Raw genomic sequence first — 21700 nt, forward strand, 5'->3', positions numbered from 1 at the left:
GTAGCAATTTATGACCCTAAACGAGAATACCAAGGTCAACTTGCAGGGCGACAAGTGCGAAGCTATGACAAGTTAAAAGACTTTGCGCGCGCATTACTGGCAGGAAGAAAAACCACGCAAGGGTTCAAGATAGCGTATCGGCCTAATGAACCCAGTGTTGCTGACTTTGATAATTATTGTCGTGTGGTTTGGGCGGCGGGTAACGGCAGACACAAAAAATTACTGAAAACGATTAACGAAGAAGTGGCGGAATATGGCAGCACGGGGGCGGGTAAAGCAACGGGTTACTTCGGTAAATTACTGCGACTTTCCCGCGCTTACGGAATTCACACAATCAACGTGTTTCAACGTGGTCAGGAAGTCAGTAAAACCATCATAGATAACTGCGAATACGCTTGTATCATGATGCAAAAAACGCCTAAATCAGCCAAATACCTTGATGAACTAACAGGTGTTCCCGTTAAAGAAATAATCGAACTACGAAAGTTTGATTATATCCTGCAGCAAGGCCGAGATTACTCGAAAGGTAAAATAAGATGGTGAAAAGTCCCGCTTGAATGCGGGTTTTTTATTCTTAAATTGAAAAATATATTCCTATCAATACTTTCCACCACTTAGCTATTAGCATAATCAGCATTTAAACCGCATTATTCGCTCTTAATGAGAGCAGTCCCGCGTTGTCGAATCACTAAGTACACTAGCCCCTTGTTTATGGTAAAATGTATTTAAAATTAGGTAGGTACAATTCTTGTAAAATAGAAAACAGGAATACAAATTCGATATAATAGACGCTTCTTTTAATATAATTTATATCTCTAAAAGGAAAATATGGAAACTATTTATACGATAGATGCTAGAGACCACTGCATGCTTGAGGTGATGAAAGACTGTTTCAAGTTAGACCATGAAGCGATTTACCGAGAAACAAATGGTATGTTTCAGGTGTTACTTCGAACTCTGAAACGTAAGTCAATTAACTATCAAGAACTGCGCGCCTGCCTTACTCCTTCTATAGATAAGAAAGAAGTTATCCTAGTTTTTGATACTCTTCAGATAGATAACTCATGGTATGGAGGGGACGTTTTTAAGAAAATATTGCCCTTACTTGATAGGCGCTCCAGTCATAGTTTTTTATGTGGGGACTACATTGATAAAGGTCTCAGTCAAGACCGATTATATCAGGAACTAGTCGCTAGTATTGAATCTCGGAATCCAAGTGAATATCGCCATGGTAGTCAGTATTTTTTAGTGTACATGAACAACGTTTCAGATGATTTGTTGAATCGACTTGATGACGGATTGAAAGAGTTCAAACCATATACTGGCCACATAGATGTTACATTTTCGTGTTTCATGAAAAGGTATGCTTCGGTTTCTTTAGTTAATTCATTTATTAAGCATAAGGGCATCGTGATTTGCAGTCATGAAGATGACCGAGATGATGCTGATAACATAAACATGCCTGGATATGCATTTGAAGAAAATAATTATAAGTGTTTTAGTGTTCAAGATTCATTGTTCGGTGTCTTTATGTCTTATAAGATCGAACGCCCTGTGTTTGAAGGTTTTAAAAGAGATACTGAATTTGCAATAAACTCAATTACGAGTAACGTTTTAGCTATTGATGATTTTGATGTGGAAATTGAGAACAGCAAACTACAGTATTTGAAAGAGAAAAAAACAGGAAGAATGAAAAAATCCCAGTTAATACAATTTGAACGAAAAGAGTTAGAAGCTCTTATTCGAAGCAAGGTGAGTGATAATTATTTGTACAATATGACTTATCTGGAGGAACACGGGACTGCTAAATTTAATGTCCTTATTGAAAAGGAAGTTAGTGACGGTATGGCTATTCGACTTATGGTAGCTTTAGAGTACATGCCAATTGATCGTAAGCTTAGGCTTATAACGATGGTGTGATGATGTAACTGTAATGGAACAGTTACATCTTAAGAGGCTTTGTAACAAGTTTTGACCTCTTAGCTTATGCTGCAGGGTTTATTTTTTAGATCTGTCAACTAAATGTTGCCCCTTACAGGGCGTTATAGGTAACAGTGTTACCCAAGGAAGAGTCGTGAACACCAGAATACCTATCCCTACGGATAATATTTACAAGTTTTATGCCTTATTTGGCCTGACTCTATTAATTTTTAGTATAGGTTCGGTTTTTTATATTACTAGCTCTAACAATAAGCTTGTTTTTGAGACTGTGATTGAATTAGATACGTTAAATCAATCAAAAGAACTTTCCCCTCTCCAAGAAACAAAAGTTCAAATTTTAGAACGAAAACTTGAAATCACTAAATCTGATACCGATTTTAGAACTTATGGTGTAGGAGGATTAGCTGGTATTGCTGTCTTATTAATATGGTATGGATTTCATCAGTGGCATACAGTTATCCAACCAATGCAGGATGAAATTACAAAACTTAGCATTTTGAAATTACAAAAAGAGTTACGTAACTTAAATTTACCTAACCGGTAAATGTTCATCTCTACTCATTACATAATATGTGTTTTGCGGGGCGGTATAAGCCCCTTAGCTTGTGGCTAAATTAGCCATCCCGATGACATATTGTAAATATGTATATGGAAACCATCTAAACAAATAGGCTTATATGATTATCACATCAAAAAACGAAGGGATGACACTTTGGGATGGTGGTATTGCCCATTTAGAAGAGCTACTTAGTTCCATTGACGCCTTAACCTCCAACGTAACGGGTGAAGCTAAATTAGGGGAACTTACAGATACGGATTGCGATAGGGGGGAGTATTTTATCGGGGTCGGGTTCTGTGCTATGCAAAGATACTTATTCGACGTTCTAGAAGATGTGAATATAAAACCTCATTTAGCTAGACAGTTAGGACCGAAAAGCTCAAAAGGAAGACCTATAGCAGAATTAATCCATTCTGCAGCTAATTATTGGAAGCACTCTCCAGAATGGCACGTTTGGCTCGATAGTTTAGGTAAACGTTCGCAAGATACCTTGGATATATTACTTCATGAGAGGAACAGCGCTGATTATCCTTTGTCAGATTTACTTGCTGATTTATGTATCGAAGACACACTGTCGTTAATTAATTGCCTGCCACATTTACTAGATTGGCGCTTAGCTGTATATGAGCATGTTAAAATGTATGAAAATCTATAGAAGAGCTAATCATGGGATATGTAGTGGTAAGTATAAATTCCTCCTTAATATAATGAGTTGAAGAATATATTAATATTCAGTTTTATTATTTTGTATAGATATAGGTGTTAGCGTGGATAAACGATATCAAGTTTTTGTAAGTTCTACATTTTTAGATTTAGAACATGAACGAGAGATTGCTGTTCAAACTTTGATGAAAATGAACTGTATTCCTTCTGGTATGGAGTTATTTCCTGCCGTAGATATAGAACAATTTGAATTTATTAAAACAGTAATTAATGATTGTGATTATTACCTTCTAATTATTGGTGGTAAATATGGCAGCATGACAGAGGAAGGCGTTAGTTATACTGAAAAAGAATATGATTATGCAATCGAAAAAGGTATTAAAGTTATTGCTTTTCTTCATAAAAACCCAGAAAAGCTACCAATGGAAGATTCAGAAGTAAGTGAAAAAACAATTGAAAAACTTAAAGCATTTAGAAAAAAAGTATCCAAAGCTAGACTTGTTGAGTTTTGGGAAAATAAAGATCAATTAGCTGGTATGGTAGCTTTGGGGATAACAAGTGTAAGTAGAATGTACCCCGCTATTGGATGGGTTCGGGCAGATAAAACATCAACGTTCGAATCATTAGAGGAAAATAATGCCTTACGGAAAAAAAATAGTGAATTAGAAGAAAAGTTAATTAAATTTAAAGAAAGTACTCCGAGCAATAGTCATAACCGAGGAAAATTAGCGACGTTAGATTCAACTTTAGAAATTAGTGTAGTTGATGTAAATGCAAATGTAATTTTAAATGAAAATGTTAGTTGGTCAGCTATTTTAAAATGCATAGCTACAATCGTTTTTAACCCGATTAGTGAATACTATGTAAGTAATGAAATAACAAACCTTTGTTTAAAACACAATGAAACTGTCACTATCCCAACTCATGCTAGGCTTTCTCCGCAAGATTTTAATACTATAAAAGTTCAATTCTATGCTTTAGGCTACATTACCATGAGAGATGAAAGAGATCCTGACGATGGTGAATATTATCTAGCTTGGGAGGCTACAGAGGAAGGAAAACGAATTATTTTAGATCTAGTCGCTATCAAAGCTTAATTAGGCTAACAGATTTAATATAATGGTATTTTTTGAATGCTCAGGTGCAGATTTTTATTGCCGTTGCCAAACTAAATGGGTGGTGACAAGAACACCTCCATCCAAAAGCTTAATGCACTCAGTTTGAGTGCATTTTTTATGTCTGAATATAATTACATTGAATTCAAGGTCAGCTTTTGTATAATGCTCGTCCGCCTCCTTTCACTTGAAAACGGCGGATACAATTTGCATGGGTTCCCTCAAGCCACTGTAAAGCCTTATAGGTCAAGGCTTGCTAATTCTTATTACCGTCTTTCCTCTCTGTTCACATACGTGTGCATCCTGATTACCGCCGCCAACCTGCCGCCAATCTCTTATAAAAACAATATCAATAATACAATCCAACTAAATGACTTTTAGACTGATTTTTATCATTAGTTTAATGGGGTAATGGAACCTGATTATCTGGTGCATCGATGATAGACACATATAACTATGCTGGACAATATAGTTACATTCAGCATTGCATAGGCTGAGCCGTTACGCTTTTCCTGCTAAACCTTGTTTGTGGTGTCCCATATAATGGTTCTTTCGATGGGGTTATTTCTGGTTGGAATTTTAGTGGCGGGTAAAAAAAATGTAAAAAAAAAGCCCTAGCTGGGCTTTTTTTATGAGAACTCTATGCTGCTTGTTTTTGGTCGGCGCTAGCTTCCAGTTCATCTAAAATATCGTGACATTCATTGATTAATATCGTAGCTTTGTCAGCTTCATTCAAAAGTTGTTTGATTAATAGTATGTTCATAAAAAGCTCCTAGTATTTAATTGTTCAATTGATTGTTCGAGTCCTTTTTTATTCTCTTGAGCGATATTATCAGCAATAGATTTGACCGCTAAAGCATATTCCCTTGCTTTCTGAGCTGTAAGCATATCTTCGGCATTGCAAACATCTGAATTAACAATACCATCGATAATTCCTGATGCTGCCAGTAATTTACTGGCAAGCTGTGCAAAACTTGGGTCTTCTAGTTTCAAAATACCAAGGTCATTATCAAACATTCTGCAGCTACTTAGCACTCTAGCTGCAACCTGCATAATACCATCATAGTGCCCTTGAATCTTGCCTTTCAACTCTTGTAAGAGTAGTTCTTCGTTCATTTCAGTTAAGCCTGTGTATGTAGGTATGTTACTAACTGAATGGCAAGCTTGAACTTGCATAATTCAGTATAGACTGATAAGTGCCCGAATAATACAGGTTATTTGGATAAAATGGTATCATTTAGAGGTATTTTGGTGTTGTTTGACGATCTATGAGTCACAATTAATCAATTGACACTAAAGGATTTAACCTTACTGCATCCTCCAAATGGTCGGGTGCAAAATGAGAATATTTCATGGTATCAATAATTGAAACGTGACCAAGTATGCGTTGCAGTACCAAAATATTACCCCCGTTCATCATAAAGTGACTCGCAAAAGTATGGCGTAAAACATGCGTCATTTGTCCGCGCGGCAATTTAATTTTTGTATTCTTAATTGCAGTTCTGAATGTTGAGTCGTTACAACTTTTAGGGAATAGCTTGCCTGTTCGCTTAGGTATGATGCTTGATAGTACCGGTGATATTGGTACCGAACGCGGCTTGTTTCCTTTGGTGCTGACGAAGGTTACAATATTTTTTGCTATATGTTCACTGCGAAGGTTGGCGGCTTCACCCCATCGGCAACCTGTACTCAAACAAATCTTGGTAATAACCAACGCATCTTTGTTGTGTGCTCTGCTGAGTGTATCGAGTAGGTTTGTTACTTGTTCAGGTTGTAAGAACCCCATTTCAGGCTGTTTATGCTTTAGCATTCTAACGCCTTCAATTGGATTACCTTTACTCCATTCACCTAATCTTGTTAATTCGTTAAACAGTGCTCGAACATAAGTTTGTTCATTGTTAACGGTCTTGGGGCTGACTTTTTCAAGGCGTAATTTGCGGTAGGCTGCAAACATTGTTTTATCAAATTTGTTGGCTAATGGATTACCCATAATTTTTGATAGTGCCAATAATTTATTTTTGCGGTTGAATCCATCGGTGAGCGTTTGGCCGTGTAGGTTGTACCAAGTTTCAATAAGATCATTCAATCGCTCAGTATCATTGAGTTCTTCTAGCCAGCCCTCGTCCTTGGCTTTTTTTCCAATATAAGCCTCAAATCGTAAAGCCTCTGATTTGGTGCTAAACCGCTTTCTAATTCTGCGACCACCGCGCCCAAATGGGTACATTTCCACAAGGTGGTAGCCGTCTTGTTGCTGTGTAATTGACATAAAGTTGGCGTTATTTCCCTTTCTTATCCATTGAATTACATTACTTTACAGTGTTACACTGTATAAATAAACAGTGGTCTTGAGAGGTTAAATGGAACAACGGTATATTCAAGCGCATCGACTCTTATTAGAAGTCGGAGAGATAGACGCTATCCCCGATTCCGTGGTGAAAGCCTTGCGTTGGCGACAATGGAAAGTCAAAGCCCATTTGTGGACTAAACAACAGTCGTTTTCGCCTCGCCACCTTCAATTGGCTCAATCAAGCGTCCGCCTTGTTGAACAAAATCATGGCGTAATAAATCTGATAGCATCGAAAAATTAACGCCTTCTTTAGGCGTTATCCACCCTAGTTCGATTGATGTCGTTAACGTTTTCTCAAACGCGGCATTTAGTAATTCTGCAGGTACGCCATCTTTTCCCATTCTAGGCGTGCTATCGCCCGGTGCAATTTGACCCACTTCTGGTTCAACATTCGATGTAGATAACCAAAGCGCATATTCTGGATGTTTTTTGGTTAAACTTAAGAATGCTTTTATAGAAACTTCAACATTTCCAAGCTCATACTTCTGATATGTACGGAATGCTACATCTAGTTTTTCAGCAAAAGCCGTTTGTGTTAACCCTTGGGTTTTGCGAATTAATTTAAATTTATCTCTTAGTTCCATTTGACTTGTACCATATTTGGGTTTAATCTTCGGTTTGTAGTCTTAGTGGTACATTCTTATCGGGATGTACCATTATTGGGCTCAACCTACTATTACACCACAGGAGTGGCAAATGACGATAGCAATTTTAATTGATGCCCCGTTTATATCTATCGAAGAATACGCTAAGCGCACAGGGTTTAGTGTTAGAGCTATTCGCGATGATATGGAATCAGGCCTTATTCCTTTTTATCAGCGAGCTCGAAAATCTAAGCGCCTTGTCAATATGGTCGCACTTGCACAAATGGCCGCGACCGCAGCTAAAAGTCCTGAGCCTTGGAATCAACCACAGCAAATAGGGGAAATTGCATGACCTCAAGTTTAGTACCTGTATCTCAACAACGCGGCTTAAAGCATTTACAAAAACTACGTGTTGAGCTGCAAACGATTGTTGATAGTAAAAAAGTGGAACGCGGTGTTGGTAAATGTGATTTGAATAGCCGTGTTTCGTTTCTTAAGCCAAAAGCAAAATCACTTGCTAAGTCGTGGGGGTTGTTATGAGAGTTAAACTTTTAAAAAATGACAATGACACAGTGTCAGTGCTGATTAGTGAGGATGGTTTTTTTAGTTCAATTATTGGCGTTGATAGCGTTATTCGTACATATAAGCAAGATGGTGTAACTGTGTGCTTTTGCTTAATGCGTAATGGTGTACTTGCTGGTTGCGTTAGTGTGGTAGCGGGTAGTTTGCAGGATGAGAATCTTAAAGGTGATTTTCGCTTGTATGGTGTACATGTTGTGCAAGGTGCTTGGTAATGCTTGATAAAAACACGTCCTGCAGCGCTGATTTATTAACGCCTTGCGTAGACCTTGATAATGTCGGTGATTTGATGGACCCGTCACGCCCAAGAGTGCAAAAAGAAACGCCTCGTACCACTGAGTCGTTAACGCCTGAGTTACGCGCTGTAGTCGCTGATTTTGTTGAAAGCTACAAACATAAATACAATGTTGATTCACCACAGGAGCGAGCGAACGACTTCGCTAGTTCTGTGCTGAATAAGTTCGATTTTCCTTACGATATAAAAAACTACCTTGATAAAGCCACTGCAAGAAAATTTAAGCAAAAGGGCTTTAAACGCGCCCTGTCATTTATTGAAAAACGTAGTAACCAAGTTGCTCAAGCATTTTCCATGCTGCCTGAGTCTTGGGATAAAGTTGATACTGAGTATAAACGTGCTCGACTTGCTGATGAGTTAGCAGGTCGCGCACGTATGCACTTAGCTGATGCGGTAAAAAATGGTTTATCACCCTTTGAACTGCTGATGGAAATAAATAAATATGTTGGTTTGTCCATGTGGGTGCCAGCATTTGAGCATTCAGCGGAGTTAAAAGATGGTGACGATGTTTACAGGTATATTCTTAATCGTGCGATAGATGATGTTTTTTGGTTACGCACTATTAATAAAGCTGTGATTATTGCATTTGAATCTGCTCGCCGTGCTGCGGGTATGGTTTCTCCTCATGTTAGCCCGTATGCCTCATTCAGTAATCGCCAGTGGTTCAAAGAGCGCCAGAAAAGACAGGCCGAATGGGTTGAAAAAATGGCACTTGAAAGCGACAACGGCGAAATGTTGGATTTAAAAGATGTTCAAAATGCCTCTATTGCTAACCCTGCTAATCGCCGTCATGAATTAATGGCGCGTATTCGTGGCTGTCAGGAATACGCCGATTCTGTCGGGTTTGTTGCGCTGTTCGTCACCTTGACGGCACCGGGCAAATATCACCGCCTCAAAAAACGCGGTAAATACTTTATTGAAAATGAAAACTGGAATGGTGCGCCGCCTGTTGTGGCTCACCGTTGGATTAGTGCGGTATGGGAAAAGTTCAGGTCTGCGGCAGGGCGTGAAACGAAGAAGCGCCCCGCGTTAGATTATTTTGGTATGCGTGTGGTTGAACCGCATGTTGATGGAACACCACATTGGCATGCTGTTTTTTTTGTTGCTCCTGCGCATGTTGATGGATTTACCAAGATGCTAATTAGTTATCAAACTAAATATGACTGCGATGAATTATATACAGAGGATGGGCGCAGGAAAGAAAGAGCGATTAAAGCCCGTGTTGATATAAAGAAAATCGACCGTAACAAAGGTGATGCAGTTGCCTATATTGCTAAATACATTTCTAAAAATATTGATGGTTTCGAACTCGAAGGGTTAAACGATTTAGACGCTAAAAAAGTGAATCTGGTTGATTCCATTGTCAACGTAACTTCATGGTCACGTGCGTATTGTTTCCGTCAATTCCAGTTCCAAAAAACACCTTCCGTCACGGTTTGGCGTGAGCTTCGCCGAATCAAAATTGCACATGAGGCCGTATGGTTTGAAAAAATCCGTGTATCGGCTGATTGCGGTTGTTTTGCTTCGTACTTTGATTTCATGGGCGGCTATCAAACACCGCAAAGCGAAAGACCTGTTGAAACTTCATATACCTTGGCAGAAAACAAATATGAGGAAACAGTTAAGAAAATTGATGGCCTAAGAGGCTATTTTTATGATGACGAAAGTGGGTGCGATAACGTGCATGTACTTACCCGCGAAAAGGTTTGGAAGATGGTCAAGAAGGCCGTTGAAGTGGAAGAGGGAACGATTGTTTCGTATCTTGCCCTTTGCTCTTTGGTGTCTAAAGGAAGCGACGTAAGTCGTTTCCCTCGGTCTAGTGTCAATAACTGTACGCAAATCGAAAATGATGAAAATAATAAAGATGAGTGTCGTTTTACCAAGTTGTTAAGACCAGATTGTGAATTCTTAGCGACTATCAGTGAGGCTGAATACTTCAATGAATGGGTTAACGGGTATCAAAATATTTAAGGGGAACTATGAATAAGTCAGAGCTGCAAACGGCGGCAGAAAATACAACAAAAACGCTAGTTGATAGCGCAGAAACATTTACTAATTCACTTATGGGTAAAGGTTTTAAACCATTAGTGAGTGCATTAATTCGGTATATCAAAATTACCAATGCACGTTTAACCAAATTGGAGGGGGGTAGTAATGGAGGCTAGCGCAGATGTTTTAGGGTATATCGAATGCAATACCTGTAATGACACCAAGGCTATTAAGCAGGGCAAAGGCAAACGCTCTAAGTTTGTGCATGGCCGTTGTAAATGTGGGCCTGATACTCGAACTGGTGTAGCCGCGCAAAATGAATTAAGCGCATTTAAACCATTAGATATTGTGAAAGCAGCTATTGCAGCAAAACAGTTGCCGCCAGCTAAACCCAATAATGAACAATCTAAACCAAATACAAATGGAATAAATGAACAATCGCAAACGGAATCTAAACCAAATACGGATATGGAATCTAAACCCAATGACGAACCAGAAAGCGAAACATTGAATCTTTCTAAGTGTGTGGGTTTAGGGAGCGTTATTGGCTTGGTATTCGGTTTAATTATTAGATAAGAATCACAAACAAAGGCAATCAAATGGAAAATTTAGACAATATCGAAGCGGAAGCGCTACCAGTTGACGAGCAAATCAGTGTACATAGCGAGATTGACGAAGGGGAATTACTTAAATCACTAGATGAAGATTTTAATCCCGATACAGTTATTGACAAAAAATCACAGAAGGACCAACTTTTAGAGCAAGGCGTAATATCGGCCACTGCCGTTCTTGGCGTTGGTGAACAAATGCTTAAGCAATTCGGACATAAGAAATTTGCATTTGATGAAGCGCAAGTTGAAAACGTAGCAAAAGCAGCCGCGCCACTGTTTGTAAAATACGGTGGTGAATTACCACCTTGGTTAGCGCAATACAAAGAAGAAATCATGTTTACCTTTGCAGCGGGTGCATTAGGTCTTGGTTCTTATTCACAAATTAAAGCGTTGAAGAAAATCGACAAGGAAAAAGAGGTAAAAGAGACTAAGCCAGAAGGTGAAGAAAAACCAGTAGAGCAGGTGGCCTAATGTTATTTACCACAAACAACTCCGATTTTTTTCTTGTCTATAATAATTTAGGCATCGGCACTGATTCAGATGTTTTAATATTCTTGTTTAATCGCAATGAAATCACCGATTACAGCGAGATATTAAGTATAAGCAGTCAGATAACTGAAAGCGAAGCTGCAGAGCTAATAAGCAAAGGGGCCTCATTACAAGCTACGAAAAATTCAATCGTGCCATTAAAAGGTGAAGCGATTACGGGGGCAGTAAATGCAACCAATCAACCCTAATAATGCACTTAAAAATGGTCATGTATTCGCTGTTGGTATGAGTGGCAGCGGTAAAACATCGGCGGCTAAGAAGTTATTTATAAAACCCGCCGACCAAGTGGCAATATTCGACCCCGTTGGAGATTATGAAGGTAAATTAGCAGGGCGCATTGTGCGTCGCTATAAAACCATCAAAGAATTTGCCACCGCGTTAATTGCTGGCCGTAAAACTGAGCAGGGTTTTAAAGTCTCGTTTCAACCTGATTTTGAAACCACACCTGCTGATTTTGATAAGTTCTGTCAAATCGTTTGGGCAGTGGGTAACGGCAAGCATAAGAAACCATTAAAAGTAATTTGTGAAGAAGTAGCTGAGCACAGTTTAAGTGCAGGTAAAGCGGTTGGCTATCATGGCAAGATATTGCGTTTAGGGCGTAAATTTAATATTCACACAATCAACTTGTTTCAACGTGGCCAAGAAGTATCTAAAACTATCATTGATAACTGCCAACGAGCCTGTGTGATGATGCAAAAAACCAACGCCAGCGCCGTTTATTTAGAGCGTATGACGGGTATTCCTGCGGGGGAAATTGATAAGCTCATTGAACTTGATTACCTACTGCAAGACGGTAAGCAATATAAAAAAGGTAAAATTCAATGGAATAATGTGACCCAAGTCAAATCTAAACGGAATCCACCAAAAAAAGTATTAGGTTAGATTGGGAATAAATATTGTTTACTTGAGCCGTCCAATTGGGACGGCTTTTTTATGGGTAAACATTAATGAAAAAATCACATCTTATTACTGCGGGTATCGCGTTTGCTGTTGCGCTCGGTGTTGTCTGGGCATCAAACAATGTTGATGCTGTTGAAGATGCAATAGGCTAAGGGAGTATATTTATGTCTGCTCCAACTAAATTAAATTCGTTTACAGGTACGGGTTATGGCGAAAAAGCAGTGCTAACACTGCCGATTGGTCCTACTTATGACGAAATCTTTATTGAAACAAATCTTAGCGCCGCGCAATTACGCCGTGTGACTATCACGCTTAATGCCGATGAAATTATCGTTCTTGACGGTGAATTTATTGACAAGCTTGAAGCGTATAAAGGTCTGGCTAAAACGGCAGGTTTCTTCACTATTCCATTAGCTGATATTTCCGCTAAAACTAAAAACGGTATGAACTACACCGGATTAGTGACAGAAGCGGGTGACAACATCACCTTAGAAATTGAAATTGCTGAAACTACGAGCGGTACACCGCCAGCGATTAAGCTGCAAGCGTGGGCGACTGTTTCAGCACGCCAAGCTGCACGTATTGTGGTACCACAAATCAAAAAACACACCATGCAAGCAAGCTCAACAGAAAATGAGTTCTTGGATATGGTTTCAAGCCCGTTATTGATGGTTCGCCGTATGCATTTTTTAAGTGGTGAGATTCACGCAATTCAAATCTTCCGCGACTTTGTGAAAGTGCATGATTCAAGTAAATCACTTGAAACAATGCGCGCCAAACGTAACCGCCGTTTTTGGCAACCTGATATCTATCATTTCGACCCTGTTATGCGTGGCTATTACATTGATGAACTCTTTGCTACGGCACACGGCAGTGAGCTGAAATTCACTGTTAAGACGAATCAGCCTGTGGGCTCTATTCCAATTCTTGTTGAGTCGGTACTGATTGTTCGTCCTGACCTTATTCGATAGGGGGCAGTTATGGCTTGGTATGACGATATGGCCGATTTTGGTTCTGGGTTACTTGATGATGTTGGTGAAGGGATGGGGAACTTGATTGATAACGCCACCAAGAAAACAGCGAAAGAAGCCTCGACCAATTCGGGAACTGTGCAGCAGCCAGCTGCGCCCGTGAAAGATAATCACGGTAATGCGGTAACAGGGAATCCGCAACCCGCGGATAAAACCTTGTTATACGTGGGCGGTGGTCTTGGCGTGGCCGTGGTGTTTATTGGCCTGATTCTCGCGTTTAAAAACTAAGGAGGTAAAAATGCCATTAATATTTTTACTGCCTGTATTAGCGGGTGGTCTCGGGTTCGGGGCTGGTTTTTGGAGCGGTTCGGGCGCAACCAAGTTATTAAAATTGGGTGCGGTGGGCGGCGGTTGTTATGTGGCTTATCAAGTCATTAAGGGGGGCAAATGATTCCGGGCATGGGTGGATTAGCAGGCGGCATTTCTGGTGGCGCTGGCGGTATGCCGATTAGTGCGGGTGGTGGTGCTTCGGGCGATTCAACCGCGACTTCAACCAGTCATTTTGGCGGAATTAAACAGGGGGCAATCAATATGGGTGGCGGTGGCCTTACGGCGCAGTTACCCATGATTGCGGTGGTTTGTGTGTTGTTATTTGTGATGGTGAAAAAATGAATATTACATTTATAAATCCAGTACGCGCAGATATCAACGCGCACTTAACCCTGCTAAAACCTGCTTTTGCTGGCATTGAACTGGCCAAAGAAGAATATCAATTCTGTTGTGACGCAGTGCGTAACAAGCAAGCGGGGTTATACCACATCAAAGGGCGTGGCGTTGATGCGCGTTTTGTTGGCATGGTTACTCAAGACAACGAGTATTTGATTTTGGCTTTAACGGGACGCGGCCTTGTGGCTGCGGCCAAACCGATTATTGAAGCGGTGAGCGGTCAGGGTTATCGGGCTATTAAGTTTCATACGATTAAATCAGGTATGACCCGTATCTTACGCCGATTTGGTTTTGTCGTTAGTGAAGCAGCCAATGACACTGTACTTACTTTAGATTTGGGGGGCTGCTAAATGGGAGGCGGTGGCACAACTCAAAGTACCAATCAAACCTACAACACCAATACCTCTGGCTCAAGTGCCATTAGTGGCGATAACCTCGGTACGGTATTAGCTGGCGTTAACGTAGGCAAGGGCGCAAGCCTTAATATGACAACCACAGACCATGGCGCAGTGAGAAGCGCTACTGAGTTAGGTAAAAAAGCCATCGAAGCCAACGCTGAAACATTTAATGAAGCGTTCGATTTCGGTAAGGAAGCGCTGAAAGAAAGCAGTAATGCAGCGCAAAAAGCCATGGCTGAAAATGGCGCGGTAAGTCGCGGCGCAATGGATAACATGCAAAAAAATAGTGCAGGCTCAATCTCTGCTGTTAAAGCAATGGCCGTGCAATCGGGAGAGAACGCCCGTGCAGCATTAGCCATGGCAGAAAATACCGCGAGCCGTAGTCAAATTGGTGCGGCGGGTGAAATGAGTAAAGTCGCTATTGCGGTCATGGTTGTGCTTGGTGTGGGCTTTGGTGTCATGGCGATTAAGGGGGCGAAATGAAAAAGCTAACCTTACAGCCAAGTGAAACTAAACGCTTTGCGGTCGGTTCGGCAAAGTGGCTGATTGTGCGTGAATCACAAGAATATTTATATATTCGCAGTGATAACGGTGAGCGTATCCGTGTTGATGCGGGTGACACATTGGATATATCGAGTTTTAAAGAACTGGAAGTATCGAACCCGCATACCACTATTATCCGCGCTGCTATCCAATTGACTAAGCACCAATTGACCACTACGCCGCCAGCACAAGTTAAGTTTGATGGTGGCGTGGCAGTAAGTGAAATTCGCAGTGTTGTGACCACTCGGGAAGAGACCGCACAACGTTTTATTAGTCGCGCTCATATAGAAATTCAACCGAACAGTAAGACCCGTTTGTTTAATGCCTCAGTCGTTCGGCTTGAGGCCATTATTCAAAATATCAGTGATACCGAAACCGAAGCCATGCTAGGTGATAAAGAGGTATCTGCTGTAGCGGGTTTACCTGTGTTAGGGGACAGAAAAGCCCCTGCGGGAATGACTATCACGGGCGGTGGTGAATTGTGGGCCTATAACAACAGTAATGCGGTATTGAAAATTGCCTTGCTGGAGGTTCACCGATGAGTCACATGATACCGCGTAGAACGGTCATCACATTTGACCCACTCACAGAGCACTTAAAAAACTTACAGCCCGATGAAGTAAACGCACTGCACATGATGCAAGGCGTTTACAGCAATCAAATTGCATTAAGCACGGCGCTGGTATCACTACAGCACCACGCTTTCAATTCAGATAACAATTTACACGGATTAGCCGATTCAGTGGCCGCAAATACATTGCCACGATTCACGCCTATTTGTAATGAAATTAAGGAAAACTTAAACAATGGATAATTTCCAAGCCATTGGGCAGTTGGTCATAAAAGCCCAGGATTTATTAGACAGCATCAAAGGCGGTGCTATCCGCGTAATGCAAACGGAGTTTGAAACGTTAAAGAACAATTCAACCACTACGTTTAATAATTTAATTAATGGGTTTAATAGCACGTTCAGCACAAAGTTAGCGGGCTATCAAAGCCAGATGAATTTAGTAACTAAGCCTGTTATGGAAACGATTAATGGTGTGAGTGTTTATTCTGTTGCAGGTAAAAAAATCTACACTATTAAGCATGTCGTAGCAAATGGCGGTTATAAGAAAGGGGCTAATATTGACCCTGCATATCCGAATGTTGCTGACCCATCTATACCTCCAACATTTTTTAATTTAATTGAATTTGCCGCAAGCTCTGGCTTTGGTGGTAGTAATGACATGTTCAGTGTTGAATTCTACCAAACCCACCGCGGTATGAATTACGGTGGTTATGTGGAGCATTTAGTTTTTACGGGGAGTAGCTCATACGACTCTGTTTCAGGTTTTCTAGAAGTGAAAAAAACGACAGCTAGCGGTGGTCTCTGTCTCTTCATTTCCCAACCAAGCGGAGACCGTGAAATACTAATTACTAAAGATATGGAAGGGCAAATTATTCCTATCAGCTTACGTGATATCGGTCAGGGGCATGATGCTGGTATCGCTCGGTTAACGCTCAAAGTTGATACTCGCTATCAAGCTGGCTCTACACGTGTTCTTTGTCTTAATGGTGAATATACATCAAGCCGTGGCCGTCCACCGTTATCGTTAGTAAATGATAGTCCTGTTAACTGGAGTGAATAAGAATGGAACACATAACGCAAGAATATACAGATAATGAACTGGTTGATATGACTCGCTGGACTGAGGTTCGCGCAATTCGTGACGCTAAGTTGAAAGCGGCAGATAAATTACTCGAAACGGTTATAGATAAAGACGGGGATAAAACTGTTTGCCGTCAGTATCGCCAAGCATTGCGCGATATCCCACAAACCTTTAACAATCCGGACGATGTTGTATGGCCTACAAAACCGCAATTATCGCAATCTTAGTATTAGGGGGAGCAAGTTACATGACATATAAAGCAACATTACCGCTTGGCGTGAAAAACAATAACCCGCTTAATATTGAATATAACAAGCGTAATGACTGGGACGGTCAGTTAAGTAATAGCGGTGAACGGTTCGCCCGTTTTAAAAATCCGGCTTTCGGTTTTAGGGCTGCGGCCAAAGTGCTGCGTTCTTATGCAAGGCAGGGATTTACCACGCTTGAGCAAATGATTAATCGCTTTGCCCCAAGCCATGAAAACGATACTAACTTGTATGCTAAAAATGTTAGCGACTGGACAGGTATCGGACAAAACCAAGTCGTTAACGTCAATGATGATGCTGAACTGGCAAAAGTCATTCACGCTATGTCACGCATGGAAGTTGGTAAATATTACGGCTTAACCATGGCGCAAAAAGGGGTAGCGATGGCATGACCAAGGCGGATTATAAAAAAATAGTGATAACAATTGTCGGCGGCGTAGCTGCTGCCTATTCAATTAAATATCTTAAACAGTGGGGACTTTTATAATGTGGACGTTATTAACAGCATTAGTGACGGGTGGGTTTAGTGCGTTTAATGCTGTACGTAAAAATAAAGCGGATGAAATTAAACAAGACGGCGTATTAAAAGCCGCAATTTCAGAAGCTAAAGCAAAACGGGCGGCAGCGGGTGACACGAACGCGGCCAAACTGGACGAAATTAGTATGAACGGTCGCGGCTGGAAGGATGAATATTTATTATTAATCACAACAGCCCCGTTAATACTTTGTTTTCTGCCTGACTATTCTCAGTTTGTTGGTCTTGGATTTGAATTATTAGAAACAGTACCAGAATATTATTGGTACGGTTTGGGGATGGTTTACATTGATACATTCGGTTTTAGACGGATGTTACGCACAGCCATGGAACAATGGGTAAATAAACGGGCGGTGCTGTAATGGATTTTCCTACGGTTTCACTGCTAAGCAGTCTTGGTATTAATCCGCTTGTCGTTTTTACATGTTGGGTAGGTTGGCAACTGGTAAAAGTAAACAAGGGGATAAGAGATAGTATTGTTGATCTCAATACCCGCGTAACGGTTCTGGAGAAGACAGATAAAACTTAAAAGCAGAATCCCCATTAAATAATGCACTCAGTTTGAGTGCTTTTTTGTGCCTGAAATATAATTTCATTGTGTTTATTGCCTATTAACATACATGACATTACTCATTGACGCCCTAATAACCTACAAAAATAGCTGTAAAATTTCAATATAGTTATTTCACCTACGACTTTAGTGATAATTCCGGTTAACATTCTGATAATATAGTAATTATTTTTATATGGTATTGGACATATGTTACAAGCAGTTAAATTGGTATTTTCAGCTGGCTCTTTTATATTCAGGCGAGTCTCAAGTAAACAACAAGCGGACGCGGTGTATAAAGTGATTGTTCCGCAGATAAAATCTATGCTTTTAGCTGGTAAAAGTATAAATGATAGTGATGTGAAAGAAGCTATAGAATTATTAAAAACGTTACCTGATATGGGGGCTAAACGTCGTAATTTTTATAGGAAATACTTAAGAAGTAAAGACGATATATTAAGATTACCAGATACGTCCAATCGAATAATGTTTGGTTATTGGTGGTGATATGACAGAGTTGAGAGCAAAATATATATTCTGGTTTTTATTGATTGGTACAGTTTTCAGTCTCGTTTATTATGCTTTTAATTTTCAAGAGGCTATGTTGGAAATGTCTAACATTTGGCTTGAGATTTATTATGGTGTAGATACCATTTTAATATTTATAGCGTTATATGCTTATTCATATAGAAGTAAGATACTTAGTTATTGTGCTGTGTCTGTTATTTTCGTCAATGCTATTTTATCTGGAACGATATCACTCTCAGAAGAGCTCGTGTTAAATTGGGATTTTTATACGAATTATGAGTTGTACACCACTTTTTTATTATACGGTATATATTACTCCTGTGTCCTTACCATTATTTATAAGTTAAGGCTGAAGCGTAAGATTGAAAAATTTTCATTATAGCTATTCATTAGAAAGCCTCCAACTGGAGGCTTTCTTGATCTTGAGAGGCAAACAACAAATAAATACGATAATAATATAAATTGAACGCACTCAATTCGAGTGCTTTTTTATATCTGAAATATAATTCAATTGAATTGCGGGTCAGCTTTTGTATAATGCTCGTCCGCCTAAGTGCGGCACAATTTGCATGGGTTCCCTTACCTTGATTGGGTAAGCTTGCCATGCACTATAATTTTTATCTTATATAATGCTCTAGTAGCACCATTTACATGGGTTCCCTCACCCCATGAATTTAAATAAAAAGGTTTATTATGCGTGAATTAACTGCAATGCAGACGCGTCAAGCGTTGATCTGTCTCTCTTGTTTTCATATTTTGGTGATCTCAGCGAGCAACTATCTAGTCCAACTTCCTATCAATATTTTTGGCTTCCATACTACCTGGGGGGCTTTTACATTTCCGTTTATTTTTCTGGCTACAGATCTAACCATTCGTGTGTTTGGTGCGGGCATGGCTAAGCGCATCATTGCGCAAGTTATGTTTCCTGCATTATTGATTTCATATATGCTATCAGTGGTGTTTTTTGAAGGCAGCTATCAAGGTGTTGCTGATTTAAGCGAGTTTAATAGTTTTGTCGGTCGTATTGCCCTCGCCAGTTTTTTGGCTTACTTATTTGGTCAGGCTCTTGATATTGTTGTTTTTAATCGTTTAAGAAAATTAAAAACATGGTGGGTTGCACCTGTATCATCAACGGTATTTGGTAATTTAATCGATACGGTTATTTTCTTCTTTGTCGCATTTTATCAAAGTGTTGATCCATTTATGGCGGCTAATTGGGGAGAAATTGCCACGGTAGATTATGGGTTTAAACTGCTGATCAGTTTAATCATCTTCTTGCCTCTTTATGGTATTTTATTAACTAAATTAGCGGGTGTTATTACCTTTGAAGCGAATGCGAACAATAACCTCTCCTCTGTAAAATTAAATTAATGTAACTTAATTTTGTAAGGGGGCGAAAGGCGCTAAACTATTCACTATCAGTGAAAAGTTTAGCGCCTTTTTTGTTTTATTACAGTAAATGTATCGGTAGTTAAGGTATAATCGCCGCGTTCTAGATTTTATGCTTTTAATTTACACGCAATTGAGGTGCCGAATGGCAACAGACGTGGGTTTATACGATGATATTCGTCCTTTTAATGATAACGAAATAGCAAGTGTTGTTGAACGCTTAGTTAACGATAACGAATTTATTACTGCGATCGCGCACTTTCAGTTTCCGCGCTTGATTAAACACTTTAGTTGGGTGATATTCCCAATGATCCGTATGGCGTTACGCCGTAAATGTCGAAAAATCACGAGTGTGAGTGAAATTCAGCACGAAGTGATCGCTTATATGGAAAAAATGATAGCGACCACAACCACTCAAGTTACCTTTGACGGTATAGAGAAGTTGGATAAAAATAAAAATTATTTATTTATTTCGAATCACCGCGATATCGCGATGGACCCAGCATTTGTAAACTGGGGATTACATCAATATGGGCATGATACAGTGCGTATTGCAATTGGTGATAATTTATTGAAAAAACCATTTGTATCCGATTTGATGCGTTTGAATAAAAGTTTTATTGTGAAACGTTCTGCGAAAGGTGTACGTGAGATGATCGCGGCATTTAAATCATTATCTGGTTATATTGCTCATTCAATTCAAACGGAACAACAGTCGATTTGGATTGCGCAAAAAGAAGGCCGTGCTAAAGATGGTAATGACCAGACTGATCCTGCGATTTTAAAAATGATGTATATGCATGGTAAAGGTCTAAAAATTAGCTTTCCTGAATACATGAAATCATTAAATATTGTGCCGGTGACTATCTCTTATGAATATGATCCAAACGATGCCGCTAAGGCGAATGAACTTTCAGAATTAGCGACTGCGGGTGAGTACAATAAAACTGAATTTGAAGATATTGATAGTATTGTTCAAGGTATTGTTGGCTTTAAAGGTCATGTGAATGTGACTTTTGGTGATGTCATTGCTGATGATCTTACCGATGCGATTGAATTGGCCGAGCGTATTGATCAGACCATCGATAATAATTATTACTTGCACGGGACTAATTTATTAGCGGCAGAGCAACTACATACCAGTACTGAGTATAAGCAGGCTGCAAGTAAAGTCACCGCTGAGCAACGCGCTAAATTTACTGCTCATTTACAATCGATACCGAGTAAGCTACATACTGTCGTGCTATCTGGGTATGCAAAATCAGTAGAGAAGCAGTTAGCAATCGCGGATTAATTAATATCGACAGTTTAAAGTGTATTGTAAGCCCAGCCTCGCTGGGCTTTTTATTTGAATTTATTTTATTTAAATAAAACCCTTGCAAACGCAAATGAGAATCGTTACTATTAGCTTGTTCTTCAGGAAATCAGTATTTGTTTCGGTAGGACAAGACATTGCTCACATTGCTTCCGGGTTAATTTTAATCCATTACTCCTTGCAGGGTAAACCGAATTTTTTCGGGCCGGTAGATCAGACTTCTTATCCCTCGATTATCGAGAAGTCTGATTGATACCGGCTTTTTTATTTCTGCAGATTTTATCATTCCAATATATTCTATACTACCGAACCATTTCCAAATTGTTCTCGATTGTCTGCACGGTTTACGCTGTCAGGTATTCTGTCTTTGTTACATTACTATTTTTGTTATTAATGACATTATGTTGGTTTTATTTAAATAAAGCCTTGCAAACGCAAATGAGAATCGTTATTATTAACTTGTTCTTCAGGAAATCAGTATTTGTTTCGGTAGGACAAGACATTGCTCACATTGCTTCCGGGTTAATTTTAATCCATTACTCCTTGCAGGGTAAACCGAATTTTTTCGGGCCGGTAGATCAGACTTCTTATCCCTCGATTATCGAGAAGTCTGATTGATACCGGCTTTTTTATTTCTGCAGATTCTATAATTTCAACTATTCTAAATTATCGAACCATTACAAAATTGTTCTCGA

33 protein-coding genes are annotated in these 21700 nt (G+C 39.7%); 29 read left to right on the plus strand and 4 right to left on the minus strand.

The window, feature by feature from the left end; genetic code table 11:
* From BT797_RS14105 to BT797_RS14125, 5 genes are all read left to right on the plus strand, one after another.
* The coding region (locus BT797_RS14105; RefSeq protein WP_075472491.1) for an ATP-binding protein at nucleotides 1-543 on the plus strand (543 nt) is incomplete at its 5' end.
* Nucleotides 544-828: 285 nt separating this feature from the next.
* Complete coding sequence (locus BT797_RS14110; protein WP_211705503.1) at nucleotides 829-1920, plus strand: hypothetical protein; 1092 nt, start codon at nucleotides 829-831, stop codon at nucleotides 1918-1920.
* A gap of 154 nt (nucleotides 1921-2074) precedes the next feature.
* On the plus strand, nucleotides 2075-2485 hold the full coding sequence (locus tag BT797_RS14115; protein ID WP_075472493.1) for a hypothetical protein: 411 nt from the start codon (nucleotides 2075-2077) through the stop codon (nucleotides 2483-2485).
* 133 nt (nucleotides 2486-2618) lie between these two features.
* Nucleotides 2619-3155 (plus strand): hypothetical protein, encoded by a 537-nt coding sequence (locus BT797_RS14120; RefSeq protein ID WP_075472495.1) that lies wholly within the window; start codon nucleotides 2619-2621, stop codon nucleotides 3153-3155.
* 112 nt (nucleotides 3156-3267) lie between these two features.
* The gene (locus BT797_RS14125; RefSeq protein WP_075472497.1) at nucleotides 3268-4260 is read left to right on the plus strand and encodes a DUF4062 domain-containing protein; all 993 of its coding nucleotides are present in this window, start codon (nucleotides 3268-3270) and stop codon (nucleotides 4258-4260) included.
* A 658-nt stretch (nucleotides 4261-4918) separates the two neighbouring features.
* On the opposite strand, the gene BT797_RS24590 is transcribed toward BT797_RS14125, so the two are convergent.
* The 4 genes from BT797_RS24590 to BT797_RS14140 all read right to left on the minus strand — a co-directional run bounded on the left by BT797_RS24590 (nucleotide 4919) and on the right by BT797_RS14140 (nucleotide 7209).
* The gene (locus BT797_RS24590; protein WP_280173725.1) at nucleotides 4919-5041 is read right to left on the minus strand and encodes a hypothetical protein; all 123 of its coding nucleotides are present in this window, start codon (nucleotides 5039-5041) and stop codon (nucleotides 4919-4921) included.
* Complete coding sequence (locus BT797_RS14130; RefSeq protein WP_075472499.1) at nucleotides 5038-5394, minus strand: hypothetical protein; 357 nt, start codon at nucleotides 5392-5394, stop codon at nucleotides 5038-5040. The genes BT797_RS24590 and BT797_RS14130 overlap by 4 nt, the downstream gene beginning before the upstream one ends.
* Before the next feature lie 163 nt (nucleotides 5395-5557).
* Complete coding sequence (locus BT797_RS14135; RefSeq protein WP_075472501.1) at nucleotides 5558-6544, minus strand: phage integrase; 987 nt, start codon at nucleotides 6542-6544, stop codon at nucleotides 5558-5560.
* Nucleotides 6545-6759: 215 nt separating this feature from the next.
* Entirely contained in the window at nucleotides 6760-7209 is a 450-nt protein-coding gene (locus tag BT797_RS14140) for a helix-turn-helix domain-containing protein (protein ID WP_075472503.1), read from the minus strand.
* 112 nt (nucleotides 7210-7321) lie between these two features.
* Between BT797_RS14140 and BT797_RS14145 the strand changes: the two genes are divergently transcribed.
* The 24 genes from BT797_RS14145 to BT797_RS14260 all read left to right on the plus strand — a co-directional run bounded on the left by BT797_RS14145 (nucleotide 7322) and on the right by BT797_RS14260 (nucleotide 20984).
* Entirely contained in the window at nucleotides 7322-7561 is a 240-nt protein-coding gene (locus BT797_RS14145) for a hypothetical protein (protein WP_082293712.1), read from the plus strand.
* Nucleotides 7558-7749, plus strand: coding sequence for a hypothetical protein (locus BT797_RS14150; RefSeq protein WP_075472505.1), 192 nt, complete (start codon nucleotides 7558-7560; stop codon nucleotides 7747-7749). Before BT797_RS14145 ends, BT797_RS14150 begins: the two co-directional genes overlap by 4 nt.
* Nucleotides 7746-8003, plus strand: coding sequence for a hypothetical protein (locus tag BT797_RS14155; protein WP_075472507.1), 258 nt, complete (start codon nucleotides 7746-7748; stop codon nucleotides 8001-8003). Before BT797_RS14150 ends, BT797_RS14155 begins: the two co-directional genes overlap by 4 nt.
* Nucleotides 8003-10054 (plus strand): replication endonuclease, encoded by a 2052-nt coding sequence (locus BT797_RS14160; protein ID WP_075472509.1) that lies wholly within the window; start codon nucleotides 8003-8005, stop codon nucleotides 10052-10054. Before BT797_RS14155 ends, BT797_RS14160 begins: the two co-directional genes overlap by 1 nt.
* Nucleotides 10055-10062: 8 nt before the next feature.
* On the plus strand, nucleotides 10063-10248 hold the full coding sequence (locus tag BT797_RS14165; RefSeq protein ID WP_075472511.1) for a hypothetical protein: 186 nt from the start codon (nucleotides 10063-10065) through the stop codon (nucleotides 10246-10248).
* The gene (locus tag BT797_RS14170) at nucleotides 10238-10648 is read left to right on the plus strand and encodes a hypothetical protein (RefSeq protein ID WP_075472513.1); all 411 of its coding nucleotides are present in this window, start codon (nucleotides 10238-10240) and stop codon (nucleotides 10646-10648) included. The genes BT797_RS14165 and BT797_RS14170 overlap by 11 nt, the downstream gene beginning before the upstream one ends.
* A 23-nt stretch (nucleotides 10649-10671) precedes the next feature.
* Nucleotides 10672-11154, plus strand: a complete 483-nt coding sequence (locus tag BT797_RS14175; protein ID WP_075472515.1) for a hypothetical protein — start codon at nucleotides 10672-10674, stop codon at nucleotides 11152-11154.
* Entirely contained in the window at nucleotides 11154-11420 is a 267-nt protein-coding gene (locus tag BT797_RS14180; RefSeq protein WP_075472517.1) for a hypothetical protein, read from the plus strand. The genes BT797_RS14175 and BT797_RS14180 overlap by 1 nt, the downstream gene beginning before the upstream one ends.
* A complete protein-coding gene (locus BT797_RS14185; RefSeq protein ID WP_075472519.1) occupies nucleotides 11401-12114 on the plus strand; it encodes an ATP-binding protein in 714 nt (237 codons plus the stop codon). The genes BT797_RS14180 and BT797_RS14185 overlap by 20 nt, the downstream gene beginning before the upstream one ends.
* 182 nt (nucleotides 12115-12296) lie before the next feature.
* Nucleotides 12297-13103 carry a major capsid protein P2 gene (locus tag BT797_RS14190; protein ID WP_075472521.1) on the plus strand — a complete coding sequence of 269 codons (807 nt, stop codon included), beginning with the start codon at nucleotides 12297-12299 and terminating at the stop codon, nucleotides 13101-13103.
* Between the two features lie 9 nt (nucleotides 13104-13112).
* A complete protein-coding gene (locus BT797_RS14195; protein ID WP_075472523.1) occupies nucleotides 13113-13391 on the plus strand; it encodes a hypothetical protein in 279 nt (92 codons plus the stop codon).
* A 10-nt stretch (nucleotides 13392-13401) separates the two neighbouring features.
* Nucleotides 13402-13554 (plus strand): hypothetical protein, encoded by a 153-nt coding sequence (locus BT797_RS23850; protein ID WP_170860763.1) that lies wholly within the window; start codon nucleotides 13402-13404, stop codon nucleotides 13552-13554.
* A complete protein-coding gene (locus tag BT797_RS14200; protein WP_075472525.1) occupies nucleotides 13551-13775 on the plus strand; it encodes a hypothetical protein in 225 nt (74 codons plus the stop codon). The genes BT797_RS23850 and BT797_RS14200 overlap by 4 nt, the downstream gene beginning before the upstream one ends.
* A complete protein-coding gene (locus BT797_RS14205) occupies nucleotides 13772-14179 on the plus strand; it encodes a hypothetical protein (protein WP_075472527.1) in 408 nt (135 codons plus the stop codon). The genes BT797_RS14200 and BT797_RS14205 overlap by 4 nt, the downstream gene beginning before the upstream one ends.
* A complete protein-coding gene (locus BT797_RS14210) occupies nucleotides 14180-14710 on the plus strand; it encodes a hypothetical protein (RefSeq protein ID WP_075472528.1) in 531 nt (176 codons plus the stop codon).
* Entirely contained in the window at nucleotides 14707-15312 is a 606-nt protein-coding gene (locus BT797_RS14215) for a hypothetical protein (RefSeq protein WP_075472530.1), read from the plus strand. Before BT797_RS14210 ends, BT797_RS14215 begins: the two co-directional genes overlap by 4 nt.
* Nucleotides 15309-15584 carry a hypothetical protein gene (locus BT797_RS14220; protein ID WP_075472532.1) on the plus strand — a complete coding sequence of 92 codons (276 nt, stop codon included), beginning with the start codon at nucleotides 15309-15311 and terminating at the stop codon, nucleotides 15582-15584. Before BT797_RS14215 ends, BT797_RS14220 begins: the two co-directional genes overlap by 4 nt.
* Nucleotides 15577-16401 carry a hypothetical protein gene (locus tag BT797_RS14225; RefSeq protein WP_075472534.1) on the plus strand — a complete coding sequence of 275 codons (825 nt, stop codon included), beginning with the start codon at nucleotides 15577-15579 and terminating at the stop codon, nucleotides 16399-16401. The genes BT797_RS14220 and BT797_RS14225 overlap by 8 nt, the downstream gene beginning before the upstream one ends.
* A gap of 2 nt (nucleotides 16402-16403) precedes the next feature.
* Nucleotides 16404-16649 carry a phage tail assembly chaperone gene (locus BT797_RS14230; RefSeq protein WP_075472536.1) on the plus strand — a complete coding sequence of 82 codons (246 nt, stop codon included), beginning with the start codon at nucleotides 16404-16406 and terminating at the stop codon, nucleotides 16647-16649.
* Between the two features lie 20 nt (nucleotides 16650-16669).
* Nucleotides 16670-17080, plus strand: a complete 411-nt coding sequence (locus BT797_RS14235; protein WP_075472538.1) for a virion protein — start codon at nucleotides 16670-16672, stop codon at nucleotides 17078-17080.
* Nucleotides 17081-17174: 94 nt separating this feature from the next.
* Complete coding sequence (locus tag BT797_RS14240; RefSeq protein WP_075472540.1) at nucleotides 17175-17585, plus strand: hypothetical protein; 411 nt, start codon at nucleotides 17175-17177, stop codon at nucleotides 17583-17585.
* Between the two features lie 398 nt (nucleotides 17586-17983).
* Entirely contained in the window at nucleotides 17984-18280 is a 297-nt protein-coding gene (locus tag BT797_RS14245) for a hypothetical protein (RefSeq protein WP_075472542.1), read from the plus strand.
* 714 nt (nucleotides 18281-18994) lie between these two features.
* The gene (locus BT797_RS14255; RefSeq protein WP_075472546.1) at nucleotides 18995-19672 is read left to right on the plus strand and encodes a 7-cyano-7-deazaguanine/7-aminomethyl-7-deazaguanine transporter; all 678 of its coding nucleotides are present in this window, start codon (nucleotides 18995-18997) and stop codon (nucleotides 19670-19672) included.
* Between the two features lie 163 nt (nucleotides 19673-19835).
* Nucleotides 19836-20984 carry a 1-acyl-sn-glycerol-3-phosphate acyltransferase gene (locus BT797_RS14260; RefSeq protein ID WP_075472548.1) on the plus strand — a complete coding sequence of 383 codons (1149 nt, stop codon included), beginning with the start codon at nucleotides 19836-19838 and terminating at the stop codon, nucleotides 20982-20984.
* Nucleotides 20985-21700 lie beyond the last annotated feature (716 nt).

Origin of the sequence: Moritella viscosa (assembly GCF_900120065.1) — a bacterium.
GTDB classification, from domain to species: domain Bacteria; phylum Pseudomonadota; class Gammaproteobacteria; order Enterobacterales; family Moritellaceae; genus Moritella; species Moritella viscosa.